Source organism: Caballeronia concitans, from assembly GCF_001544615.1.
In the GTDB taxonomy this organism is placed as follows: Bacteria; Pseudomonadota; Gammaproteobacteria; order Burkholderiales; family Burkholderiaceae; genus Caballeronia; species Caballeronia concitans.
This window is the reverse complement of sequence record NZ_FCNV02000001.1, coordinates 365031-377257: the sequence shown is the minus strand read 5'-3', so window position 1 is coordinate 377257 and position 12227 is coordinate 365031. Positions and strand designations below refer to the sequence as shown.

Genomic DNA, 12227 nt, shown 5'->3' with positions numbered 1-12227 from the left:
CCTTTTTGGGGCATGACTCCCGAAACCAGCATTCGATACTGCTCTCCGCGAGCAGCGCGACAGGTTTGTGACTTCGATCAGGCAACAGTCCGGGGCGACGCACATCAACATCGATCGGATGCAGTCGGAGTTCACGGATGGCGATCAGAAACTGGTTGGTCGGATGCAGCATGTTGTGCTCGCTCGCGACGGCGTTGGTCACGTCCGCCGTGCGCGCCGAACCGATCGGCGGCGTGCGTCAATCCGAGGGCCTCACGGCTCCCGTCTTCGGACAGATTCCCGATGCGCTCGATCCGAGCCTGCCGGTCGTCGCCAATGGGCTGAACGAGACGGTCATCGGCGTGCCGGAAGACGACATCGCGCTCGAAACCACCGTGTTCAAGCCGGACGGCGCGGGCCCGTTCCCGATGATCGTCTTCAATCACGGCAAGCTTCCCGGCGACGCCCACGCGCAGCCGCGCAACCGCCCGGTCGCGCTCGCACGCGAGTTCGTGCGTCACGGCTATGTCGTCGTGGTGCCGAATCGTCGTGGCTTCGCCGGCTCGGGCGGCGACTACGCCGGCCGCGGCTGCAACGTCGAAGCGAACGGCTTCGCGCAGGCGCGCGATGTCGCCGCCACCGTCGCGTACATGAGCCAGCAGCCGTATGTGGACAAGACGCATATCGTCGTGGCGGGCACGTCGCACGGCGGGCTGACGTCCATCGCCTACGGCGCGCGCGACGCGATGTCCGCGCCCGGCGTGCGCGGTCTCATCAATTTCTCCGGCGGGCTGCGTCAGGACGAATGCGCGGGCTGGCAGAAGAATCTCGTCAACGCGTTCGGCGCTTACGGCGAACACGTGCGCCTGCCGTCGCTGTGGCTTTACGGCGACAACGACTCGGTCTGGCAAGGCAATCTCTCCGCGCAAATGTACGACGCGTTCGTCGCGCACGGCGCGCGCGCGAGCATGGTCGACTTCGGCACGTACAAGAGCGACGCGCATCGGCTCGTCGGCGATCGCGACGGCGTGCAGGTCTGGTGGCCGCGCGTGAAGGCGTTCCTCGCGCAGATCGGCATGCCGACGTCCGTGCAGTATCAGGTCGCCGAGCCGCGCGCGCCGCAGGCGTCGGGCTACGCGAGCCTGGATTCGGTGCAGTCGGTGCCGTTCATCGACGAAGGCGGACGCGCCGGGTATCGCAATTTCCTGAGCCAGTATTCGAGCCGCGCGTTCGCCGTGTCGGATTCGGGCGCGTGGTCGTGGGCGGAAGGCGGCGACGATCCGATGTCCGTCGCCATCGCCGGATGCCAGAAGCAAAGCAGCGATCCGTGCCGCCTCTACGCGGTCGATGACGCCGTCGTCTGGAAGGGCGCGCCCTCCGCCGACACGCAGACGGCATCGCGCTGAACGCTGACCAACGGAAAACGCAAACGCCGGCCCGCGCGCCGGCGTTTTCGCATCTTGCGGCGGGATGGTTCGCATAGGCGTCGCGTTCGCCGACGATGCGCGCGACATCGCGTTTTCGCTCATCCGATGCGCGCGCATGCGCGTCGCAAAAGTCCGTCGAAAAGGGAAGCGCGCGGACATTTTCGGGATAATTGGAGCGCGCGATGTCTCGCGCGTCTTTCCTCGAAATGCGCAGGCCCTGCGGCCTGACCGATGTACCGGCTCGCGTCACCCGCGGGCCTGGGAGCCGTTTTTGAACACAGAAGCGAATCAAGATTGGGTTGCGCGCTCGCTCGCCGCCGTGTGGCATCCGTGTACCCAGATGAAGCATCACGAGCGCGTGCCGCTCGTGCCGATTGCGCGCGGCAAGGGCGCGTGGCTCTACGATCCGGCGGGCAACCGCTATCTCGACGCCATCAGTTCGTGGTGGGTCAATCTCTTCGGCCACGCGAATGCGGATATCAACCGCGCGCTGAAAGATCAGCTCGATACGCTCGAACACGCGATGCTCGCGGGCTGCACGCACGCGCCCGCCGTCGAACTGGCCGAGCGGCTTTCCGCGCTGACGCAGCGCACGTTAGGCCACGCGTTCTTCGCGTCGGATGGCGCGTCGGCGGTCGAGATCGCGTTGAAGATGAGCTTCCACTTCTGGCGCAATCGCGGCCAGAACGAGAAGCGCGAGTTCGCGTGCCTCGCGAACAGCTATCACGGCGAGACCATCGGCGCGCTCGGCGTGACGGATGTCGCGCTCTTCAAGGACGCCTACGACCCGCTGATCCGTCACGCGCACGTGGTTGCATCGCCGGCGGCGGTGGGCGTGGACGAAGCCATCGCCGCGATGCGCGCGCTCTTCGAGCAACGCGCGACGCAGCTTGCCGCGGTCATCGTCGAGCCGCTCGTGCAGTGCGCGGCGGGCATGGCGATGTACGACGCGTCGTATCTCACGCGATTGCGCGCGCTCTGCGACGAATTCGGCGTGCACCTGATCGCCGATGAAATCGCGGTCGGCTGCGGACGCACGGGCACCTTCTTCGCGTGCGAGCAGGCGGGCGTGTGGCCGGACTTCGTGTGTCTGTCGAAGGGCATCAGCGGCGGTTACTTGCCGCTTTCGATCGTGCTGACACGCGACGAGATCTACGCCGCTTTCTACGACGACGACGTGACGCGCGGCTTTCTGCATTCGCATTCGTACACGGGCAATCCGCTCGCGTGCCGCGCGGCGCTGGCCACGCTCGATCTCTTCGAAAGCGCGAAGGTGCTGGAAGAGAATCGGCGTAAATCGGCGCTGCTGGGCGAGACGTTGCGGACGCACTTCGGCAAGCACGAACGCGTGAAGAATCTGCGCGAGCGCGGCACGATCTTCGCGTTCGATGTCGATATCGCCGACAAGACTTTCTCGCGCCGCTTCTTCGCGAACGCGCTGCAACGCGAGCTGCTGATGCGTCCCATCGGCACGACGGTGTACTTGATGCCGCCGTACATTCTCTCCGACGACGAACTCGCGCTGCTCGCACAACGCACGCGCGACACGCTCGACGCGACGCTCGCGGAGGCCGCATGACGCGCACATCGGACGTGCTGTTCGACGCGCTGAAACAGGGCCTCGCCGATATCGACGCGCGCGGTTTGCGCCGCCGCCGCCGCACCATCGACGGCGCGAATTCCGCGCACATGACCGTCGATGGCCGCGCGATGATCGGCTTCGCGAGCAACGACTATCTCGGCCTCGCCGCGCACGAATCGATTCGCGCGGCGTTGGCTGAAGGCGCGTCGCTGTACGGCGCGGGCAGCGGCGGATCGCATCTGCTCGGCGGCCATTCGCGCGCGCACGCGCAGCTCGAAGACGAACTGGCGGCGTTCTCGGGCGGCTTCGTCGACGATCCGCGCGCGCTCTACTTCAGCACCGGCTACATGGCGAACCTCGCCGTGCTGACGACACTCGCCGGGCGCGGCACGCTCGTGTTCTCGGATGCGCTGAATCATGCGTCGCTGATCGACGGCGTTCGCCTTTCGCGCGCCGAGACGCAGATTTATCCGCACGCCGACATCGACGCGCTCGACGCCATGCTCGACGCCTCGCGCGACCAGACCGCGACGAAGCTCATCGTCACCGATTCGGTGTTCAGCATGGACGGCGATATCGCGCCGCTCGCGCGCCTCGTCGAGGTGGCGGAGAAGTACGGCGCGTGGCTCGTCGTGGATGACGCGCACGGCTTCGGCGTGCTCGGCCCGCAAGGGCGCGGCGCGTTGGCGCATTACGCGCTGCGCTCGCCGCATCTCGTGTACGTCGGCACGCTCGGAAAAGCGGCGGGCGTCGCGGGCGCGTTCGTCTGCGCGCATGCGACGGTCATCGAATGGCTCGTGCAGCGCGCGCGGCCGTATATCTTCACGACGGCGTCGCCGCCGGCGGTCGCGCATGCGGTGTCGGCGAGCGTGCGCATCATTGCAAGCGATGAAGGCGATGCACGGCGCGCGCATCTGGCGTCGCTCATCGACACCACGCGCGCGATGCTCAAGCGCACGCGCTGGCTGCCGGTCGATTCGCAGACGGCGGTGCAGCCGCTCGTGATCGGCGGCAACGATGAAACCGTCGCGCTCGCCGCCGCGCTCGATGCACAAGGGCTCTGGGTGCCCGCGATTCGTCCGCCTACGGTGCCGTCGGGCACGTCGCGCTTGCGCATTTCGCTTTCTGCCGCGCACAGCGACGAAGACCTCGCGCGCCTCGATCACGCTTTGAGTACGCTTTAATCACGCTATGACCGCTTTATCGCTATTCGTCGCCGGAACCGATACGGAGATCGGCAAGACGTTCGTTTCATCCGCGCTGCTTCACGGCTTCGCGCGCGCGGGCCTGCGCGCCGCGGCGATGAAGCCGATCGCTTCGGGCGCGTCCGTTCGCGACGGCGTGCTGCACAACGACGACGCCGATCAGCTCGATGCCGCCGCGAACGTCGCGCTGCCGCCCGAGATTCGCACGCCGTTCATGATGCGCGAGCCGATCGCGCCGCATATCGCGGCGGCGCGCGAAGGCGTGTCGCTGGATATCGGGCGCATCGTGGAGGCGCATCGCTTCGCGGTGACGCAGGCGGATATCGTCGTGGTGGAAGGCGTCGGCGGCTTTCGCGTGCCGCTCGACGATACGCACGACACCGCCGATCTCGCCGTCGCGCTGAATCTGCCGGTGGTGCTCGTCGTCGGCATGCGGCTCGGGTGCATCAGCCATGCGCTGTTGACCGTGGAGGCGATCGCGTCGCGCGGGCTCGAGCTCGCGGGCTGGGTCGCGAATCGCGTCGATCCCGACATGCTTTATCCCGACGAAAACATTCGCACGCTTCTACAACGTATCGATGCGCCGATGCTTGGCGTCATCCCTCACATCGCGCCGGCCGATGCGTCGCGCGCCGCCGATCATCTCGACGCGCGCCTTCTCTTCGACCGGCTTCAACTCAAGGACTGAACACCTATGACGCAGACCATCACTGCCGAAATCGCCACTCAAACTCTGACGCCGCCGCAGACGCCCGCGCGCTGGCGCGTCGCCGATGTCGTCGCGCTGTACGAGCTGCCGTTCAACGATTTGCTGTATCGCGCGCAGACGGTGCATCGCGAGCATTTCGATCCGAACGCGGTGCAGTTGTCCACGCTGCTGTCCATCAAGACGGGCGGCTGCGAGGAAGATTGCGCGTACTGTCCGCAGTCGGTGCATCACGAGACCGGCGTGAAGGCCGACAAGCTGATGGAAGTCGATGCCGTGCTGAAGGCCGCCGAGACCGCGAAGGCCAACGGCGCGACGCGCTTCTGCATGGGCGCGGCGTGGCGCAATCCGAAGGATCGTCATCTGGAGCCGATCAAGGAGATGATTCGCGGCGTGAAGGCGATGGGCATGGAAACGTGCGTGACGCTCGGCATGCTGGAGGCGCATCAGGCGTCGGCCTTGCGCGATGCGGGCCTCGATTACTACAACCACAATCTCGATACGTCGCCTGAGTTCTACGGCCAGATCATCTCGACGCGCACGTATCAGGATCGCCTCGACACGCTGGAACATGTGCGCGATGCGGGCATCAACGTGTGCTGCGGCGGGATTGTGGGCATGGGCGAATCGCGTCGCGAGCGCGCGGGGCTGATCTCGCAACTGGCGAACATGGAGCCGTATCCGGAATCGGTGCCGATCAACAATCTCGTGCAGGTGGCGGGCACGCCGCTGACGGGCACCGAGGCGCTCGATCCGTTCGAATTCGTGCGGACGATCGCGGTGGCGCGGATCACGATGCCCAAGGCAATGGTGCGTCTCTCGGCGGGACGCGAGCAAATGGATGAGGCGTTGCAGGCGCTGTGTTTTGCTGCGGGCGCCAATTCGATCTTCTACGGCGATCAGTTGCTGACGACGAGCAATCCGCAAGCGGAAGCGGACAGGAAGCTGATCGACCGGCTGGGGATGCGGGCGGAAGCGGCGAATGGGGTGAGCGCGGGGTAAGGGGTTGAAGGGGCTCGCGTTGGTTGCGGGCTCCCTTATATTTGGCGTCAACCGCGCACTCCACGCCGCGCGCGGTCGATCAAACTCGCATGCCGCCGAAGCCCGTCTGCCGCTACTTCCGGACGTTGTCATTGTTTGTCAATTTCGGCGCTTTCCGGTCGGCGCTTGATGTGCAGACTGCCTCTGCTCTCGTATCCTGACGATTCCGATCAACACGCGTAAGCGTTCGAATTCAAGGATAGCGATACATGGCAAAATAAGCATAACGAACAGTTGTTCGAGTTACTGTCATGATGCGCCGAATTGCTGTTGCCGGCGACAAACTGAGCAATGGTGGCGAAGTCTGCTATCAAAATGGGCCGATCTTCACGTTCGGCAATGCCGGACACCAGGCCGCGCTTATCAACGGGGCCGCCTACTGCCCAATCTGTCGAACGACGGGCTATATCGCCAAAGACGGCGGTCCGCGTCGCATGACCATTGGCGGCAGTGAGATTGCGCTAGACAGCGATCTGATCGTCTGCGGTTGTCCGCAAAATCCACGCATATTCGCGCAACTTGCGGGCGAGGCATGGTATGACGATCTGGCTGAGAGCCTCGGTGTAATTGACGCCAAGAAAAGCGCGGAGAGTGTTGCACAGACAGTCGTCCCTCCAAGTGAACAAAGCGAGAATTGCGCAAGCTGGTTCTACGTGACAGACAGCGCAACCGCTCTTCCCTTGTGCAATCAGGAGATCATCGCGGTAGTGGCGGGTGTCGAACAGGCATGCAAGACGGACGCGAATGGCTACGCCAAGGTCGAGACCAACGACCCGCATGACATCGATATACACGTCATATTTTCATCGCCGAAGCGCAATCTCATTCCCGCGCAAGGAGGTTGAATTGGCTTCGGATTACAACATCAGTCATTGGACGAAAACCCGCACTTCGTCCGAGAGCAGCCGTACCTCGGCAATCTCGATCGCGGTGAATAACCGGGGCGCGACTCGCCAAGCAATAATCACGGCGCTCGCCCGAAGTGGCTACAGCCTGATCGAGCGCTCCTCATGGCATGCCATACCGCCGAGAGGTGTGTTGCGCGAAAGCCATTGGGATTACCACGATATCGTTCTGCATCACGCGGGCCGCAGTTACTCGTGCGGTGCGCCGTCCATTCAGGAGATGCAACGCGTACAGGCGGAGGACATGGGCCGAAGCCCGCCATTCAATGACGCCGGGTATCACTATGCAATCTCGTGTCAGGGAGAGATTTATGAGGCACGGGATATCAGATTCACCGGCGAACACGTTGCGGGCGATAACACCGGCAAGATCGGGATCGTTTTCCTAGCCAACCTCGTGCAGGCAGGCGAGGCGTACCAGCAGGAATACGGTCGCCTGTCATTCATCGATAAGCTCAGAAATATCGGCGGAATCGTCACCGACCGGACGGTTCTTTGGCACGACGAGCCCACGCACGCCCAGGTTATGGCGTGCCGTGCCTTGTGTTCCGTGCTCATGGAGTTTTTCAACGTCGAACGGCTGGGCGGGCATAGAGAGTATCAACAGATCGCAACGCATAAAGGGCGAGCTTGCCCGGGCAATCTTGGAATGGACATTGTCAAGCTGCTGCGTTCGGAGCTATCGCTAAGTGCGCCGCGAGGATAATCGCTTATGAAAAGAAGGGCAGTGGCCTTGCTCCTAAGCGTCACAACATTGCTGTTGCTCTGGCTATGGCTCGGTGTGGGCTATTACTATTCGTATATCGACCACGACGAACATGCGATCTACTTCATCAAGAAGGGCCTGACGTTGAGAAGGAAATTCATCAACCCTTTTGCGAATGAAGGCGATCCGTTGCCCATCAACGCGTTAGCGCCTGATGTTCGCGACGAACTCGCCGTCTATTGCAGATATGCCTACGGCGTGATGCGAAACGACGAGAAATCACTCGATGACTGCAGGGCCCGAATCATCCACGACGTTCTATGAGCGATAACAGGGGACGCACGATTCGGTAGGGTCGGCGGCGAGGACACGCCTATCTATTTGCCCTCGCCAACTACCGACCGCTACGCCGACTCACTTTCTATCCACCACCACCTGATCGAACGTCCCGCCATCGGCGAAATGCGTCTGCTGCGCCTTCTGCCAGCTCCCGAACATCTGCTCCACCGTGAACGTCTTCAGCGGCTTGAACTCGCTTGCATGTTTCGCGAGCACGTCCGCGTTGCGCGGCCGCAAGTGATGTTGCGCGATGATCTCCTGCGCCTGTGCCGTATAAAGAAAGTCGAGATACGCCTGCGCTTCCTTGCGCGTGCCGCGCTTGTCCACCACCTTGTCGACGATCGATACCGGCGGCTCCGCCACCAGACTCGATGACGGATACACCGCATCGAAATCCTTCGCACCCGCGCCGCTCTCAATCAGTCCGACTTCGTTCTCGAACGTCACCAGCACATCGCCGATCCCGCGCTGCGTGAACGTCGTCGTCGCGCCGCGTCCGCCCGTATCGAGCACCGGCACGTTACGGAAGATCGCTTTTTCGAAGTCCTGCGCCTGCGCATCGGTCGCGCCTTGCTGCTTCTTGTAGCCCCACGCCGCGAGATACGTATATCGCCCGTTGCCCGATGTCTTCGGATTCGCGATGATCGCCTGCACGCCGGGCCGCGCCAGATCGCTCCAGTCCTTGATGTTCTTCGGGTTGCCCTTGCGCACGAGGAAAACCATCGTCGTCGTGTACGGCGCGCTGGCGTTCGGCAGGCGCGTGCGCCAGTTCGCCGGCACGAGCTGGCCGCGCTCCGCGAGCAGGTCGATGTCGTTCGGCTGGTTCATCGTGACGACATCGGCCTGAAGACCCTGCATCACCGATAACGCCTGCGCGCTCGATGCGCCATGCGACTGGCGCACCGACACCGTTTCGCCCGTGCGCTTCTTGTAATCGGCGACGAAGGCCGCGTCGATGTCCTTGTACAGCTCGCGCGTCACGTCGTAGGAGACGTTGAGCAACGTGGTCTCGGCATGCGCGACGCCCGCCGCCATGCACATCGCCACGCTCGCCGCGAGCGCGAACTTCCTGTATGCCGCCATGTATTTCCCCGAAAAACGATTGCAGTAAAGATGCGAAAGGCCGCGCGAACGCGGCCATCGAGTGTGATCGAAGCGAACACCGAACGCGAGAGGCATCAACCGTACGCGTGTTCGCGCAGGAACACGTCTTCCGCGCCGAGTTCGACGGGCGGCGCCCAATGCGCGAGCGTATCGACGAGATACTTCGCATGTGGCCACGGGCCGTAGCCCGACGCCGTGTTGATATGCCCGGCATCGCCGAAATTCACGAACGCGCTGCCCAACTGCTGCGCGAGATCGCGCGCGTGATCGACGGGCATCCACGGATCGGTTTCGCTGCCGACGAGTATCGAGGGCACCGCAAGCGGCATCGGCTCGAAGCGGCCGGCCAGGCGGAACTTCGCCGGACTCGCGGGCGCGACGAACAGCACGCCCACGACCTTCGACCGCACATTCCCCAGACGCCCGCGCGAAAGCGCATGCGCCGTCGCGAGGCAGCCGAAGCTGTGCGCGGCCAGCACCACGGGCCGCTGCAACGCATCGAGCCGCGCTTCGACGGCGCTCGCCCACGTATCGAGATGCGGCGCGTCCCAGTCGGCCTGTTCCACGCGCGACGCCTCCACGTACTGACGCTCCAGCCAGCTTTGCCAGTGCGCGCCCTCGCTGCCGTGCAGCCCCGGCACGGTGACGAGCAAGGGCCGCCGGATCGGATCGTCGATAGTGTTCATGGCTGCCTCGCGCGCCGCGTTCTGTTCAGGCGTCATTGTCCCGTGACGCACGCCGCGCGCGAACGATTCAATCGTCATTTCCATATGCGCGACGTGAACGCCGCAAGCAGGCACCGTAGAATGTGCCGATACACCACACGGAGGCCGTTATGTCCGATCTGCCCGACGAATCCGCCGACCGCTTCGAGCACGCGGATCATTCGCGAACGCAACGCACGCTGCAACCGTTCCACCTCGCTTTTCCCGTCACGAGCCTCGAGAACGCCCGCGCGTTCTACGGCGAACTGCTCGGCTGCCCGGAAGGCCGCAGCTCGCCTGACTGGGTCGATTTCGATTTCTTCGGTCATCAGCTGGTCGCGCATCTGTCGCCGGACGAGGCGCGGCCCGCCGCGAAGAACGACGTCGATGGCGACGACGTTCCCGTGCGCCACTTCGGCGTCGTGCTGTCGATGAGCGACTGGCACGCGCTCGCCGAACGGCTCAAGGGCGTGGGCACGAAGTTCATCATCGAGCCGCACATCCGCTTCAAGGGCGAAGTCGGCGAACAGGCGACCATGTTCTTCCTCGATCCATGCGGCAACGCGCTGGAATTCAAGGCGTTCAACGACATCGGCCAGCTCTTCGCCAAATAAGCTCGACGAGAAGCCGCATGAAGATCATCTTTTACGAACAGAACACCGACACCGATGCCTGGCTGCGCGGCTTTGCCCGCGAATTGCCGGAAGCGGACGTGCGCGTGTGGCAACCGGGCGATACCGCGCCCGCCGATTACGCGGTCGTCTGGCGCGCGCCGCGCGACTTGTTCGCGAACCGGCCGGATCTCAAAGCCGTGTTCAATCTCGGCGCGGGTGTCGATGCCATTCTCGATGTCGAACGCAAGGAACCCGGCACGCTGCCGCCCAGCGCGATGCTCGTGCGTCTCGAAGACACGGGCATGGCGCAGCAAATGGTCGAATACGCGACGTACGCGGTGCTGCGCTACATGCGCCGGTTCGACGAATACGAGGCGCTGCAACGCGAAGGCCGCTGGGAGAAGCGCACGCAACATGCGCGCAAGGATTTCATCGTCGGCGTGCTGGGCTTGGGCGTGCTCGGCGGCGAAGTGGCGCGCGCGCTCGTGGCGCTCGGCGTGCCGGTGCGCGGCTATAGCCGTACGGCGAAAGAGCTGGAAGGCGTCGCGGTCTACGCGGGCCCGGATCAGTTCGATGCCTTCCTCGACGGCGCGCATATGCTCATCAACCTGCTGCCGCATACGCCGGATACCGAAGGCATTCTGAACGCGCGCGCGTTCGGCAAGCTCGCGCGCGGCGCGTATCTGGTGAACGTGGCGCGCGGCGCGCATCTCGTCGATGCCGATCTCATCGGCGCACTCGACAGCGGCCAGATCGCAGGCGCGATGCTCGACGTGTTTCACACCGAACCGCTGCCGAAGGAACATGCGTTCTGGCGGCATCCGCGCGTGAGCGTGACGCCGCATATTTCGGCGGAAACCTTGCGCGAAGAGAGCATCGTGCAGATCGCCGCGAAGATCAAAGCGCTCGCGCGCGGCGAAACGATCAGCGGCATAGTGGATTTCAAGCGCGGCTATTGAAACGCGGGCGCATTCAATGAGAAGGAGACAAGCATGATCCCGTCGAAAGTGAAGATCGTCGAAGTCGGGCCGCGCGACGGCCTGCAGAACGAAAAGACGTTCGTGCCCACCGAAACGAAAATCGAGCTGGTGAACCGGCTCGCGGGCGCGGGCATCGTCAATGTGGAATCGACGTCGTTCGTATCGCCGAAATGGGTGCCGCAAATGGCCGACGCCGCCGCGCTGCTCGCCGGCATCGAGCGTCGTCCGGGCACCATCTATTCCGTGCTGACGCCGAACATGCGCGGCTTCGAAGGCGCGCTCGAAGCGAAGGCCGATGAAATCGTGATCTTCGGCGCGGCCAGCGAAGCGTTCTCGCAGAAGAACATCAATTGCAGCATCGCAGAAAGCATCGCGCGCTTCGAGCCGGTCGCGAAAGCCGCGAAGGAAGCGGGCTTGCGGCTGCGCGGCAGCATCTCGTGCGCGCTCGGCTGCCCTTATCAGGGCGAAGTGAGCGTCGCGTCCGTGGTCGATGTCGTCGAGCGCATGAAGGCGCTCGGCTGCGATGAAATCGACATCGCGGACACCATCGGCGTCGCCACGCCCGCGCGCACGCGCGAAGTCGTCGCGGCGGCGTCGAAGGTGTTCCCGCGCGAGCGTCTTTCCGGCCACTTTCACGATACGTATGGCCAGGCCATCGGCAACATCTATGCGGCGCTGCTCGAAGGCATCGAGATTTTTCACGCGTCGGTCGCGGGCCTCGGCGGCTGTCCGTATGCGAAAGGCGCGACGGGCAACGTGGCGACCGAGGACGTCGTGTATCTGATGAACGGCTTGGGCATCCAGACCGGCGTGAATCTGGACGAACTCGTCGAGATCGGCGATTTCATTTCGCGCGCGATCGGCAAGCCGAGCGCATCGCGTGCGGGCAAGGCGCTGCTCGCGAAAAAGCGCGGCGGCGACGCGTGTGCATGACA

General features: G+C 63.9%; 13 protein-coding genes. 11 read left to right on the top strand and 2 right to left on the bottom strand.

Annotation, left to right across the window (positions count from 1 at the left end; translation table 11 throughout):
* The first annotated feature begins 137 nt into the window (after positions 1 to 137).
* The 8 genes from AWB72_RS01765 to AWB72_RS01730 all read left to right on the top strand — a co-directional run bounded on the left by AWB72_RS01765 (position 138) and on the right by AWB72_RS01730 (position 7875).
* Positions 138 to 1385 (top strand): dienelactone hydrolase family protein, encoded by a 1248-nt coding sequence (locus tag AWB72_RS01765; protein WP_040053161.1) that lies wholly within the window; start codon positions 138 to 140, stop codon positions 1383 to 1385.
* Positions 1386 to 1677: 292 nt separating this feature from the next.
* A complete protein-coding gene (locus AWB72_RS01760) occupies positions 1678 to 2985 on the top strand; it encodes an adenosylmethionine--8-amino-7-oxononanoate transaminase (protein WP_040053275.1) in 1308 nt (435 codons plus the stop codon).
* Complete coding sequence (gene bioF, locus AWB72_RS01755) at positions 2982 to 4172, top strand: 8-amino-7-oxononanoate synthase (protein WP_040053162.1); 1191 nt, start codon at positions 2982 to 2984, stop codon at positions 4170 to 4172. Before AWB72_RS01760 ends, bioF begins: the two co-directional genes overlap by 4 nt.
* A 7-nt stretch (positions 4173 to 4179) precedes the next feature.
* Positions 4180 to 4881 (top strand): dethiobiotin synthase, encoded by a 702-nt coding sequence (gene bioD, locus AWB72_RS01750; RefSeq protein ID WP_040053163.1) that lies wholly within the window; start codon positions 4180 to 4182, stop codon positions 4879 to 4881.
* 6 nt (positions 4882 to 4887) lie between these two features.
* Complete coding sequence (gene bioB / locus AWB72_RS01745) at positions 4888 to 5901, top strand: biotin synthase BioB (RefSeq protein ID WP_087127784.1); 1014 nt, start codon at positions 4888 to 4890, stop codon at positions 5899 to 5901.
* A 290-nt stretch (positions 5902 to 6191) separates the two neighbouring features.
* Positions 6192 to 6785: a PAAR domain-containing protein gene (locus AWB72_RS01740; RefSeq protein ID WP_052450121.1), complete on the top strand. Its 594-nt coding sequence runs from the start codon at positions 6192 to 6194 to the stop codon at positions 6783 to 6785.
* 1 nt (position 6786) lies between these two features.
* Positions 6787 to 7551, top strand: a complete 765-nt coding sequence (locus tag AWB72_RS01735) for a peptidoglycan recognition protein family protein (RefSeq protein WP_040053165.1) — start codon at positions 6787 to 6789, stop codon at positions 7549 to 7551.
* Between the two features lie 6 nt (positions 7552 to 7557).
* Entirely contained in the window at positions 7558 to 7875 is a 318-nt protein-coding gene (locus AWB72_RS01730; protein ID WP_052450122.1) for a hypothetical protein, read from the top strand.
* A gap of 90 nt (positions 7876 to 7965) precedes the next feature.
* On the opposite strand, the gene AWB72_RS01725 is transcribed toward AWB72_RS01730, so the two are convergent.
* Entirely contained in the window at positions 7966 to 8973 is a 1008-nt protein-coding gene (locus tag AWB72_RS01725; RefSeq protein WP_040053166.1) for a sulfate ABC transporter substrate-binding protein, read from the bottom strand.
* Positions 8974 to 9068: 95 nt separating this feature from the next.
* Complete coding sequence (locus tag AWB72_RS01720; protein WP_040053278.1) at positions 9069 to 9680, bottom strand: RBBP9/YdeN family alpha/beta hydrolase; 612 nt, start codon at positions 9678 to 9680, stop codon at positions 9069 to 9071.
* 149 nt (positions 9681 to 9829) lie between these two features.
* On the opposite strand from AWB72_RS01720, the gene AWB72_RS01715 reads away from it, so the two are divergent.
* From AWB72_RS01715 to AWB72_RS01705, 3 genes are read left to right on the top strand one after another with little or no spacing between them, the layout of a single operon-like run.
* Complete coding sequence (locus AWB72_RS01715; RefSeq protein WP_052450123.1) at positions 9830 to 10312, top strand: VOC family protein; 483 nt, start codon at positions 9830 to 9832, stop codon at positions 10310 to 10312.
* A gap of 17 nt (positions 10313 to 10329) precedes the next feature.
* The gene (locus AWB72_RS01710; RefSeq protein WP_040053167.1) at positions 10330 to 11271 is read left to right on the top strand and encodes a 2-hydroxyacid dehydrogenase; all 942 of its coding nucleotides are present in this window, start codon (positions 10330 to 10332) and stop codon (positions 11269 to 11271) included.
* 33 nt (positions 11272 to 11304) lie between these two features.
* Entirely contained in the window at positions 11305 to 12225 is a 921-nt protein-coding gene (locus AWB72_RS01705; RefSeq protein ID WP_040053168.1) for a hydroxymethylglutaryl-CoA lyase, read from the top strand.
* Positions 12226 to 12227: the final 2 nt, after the last annotated feature.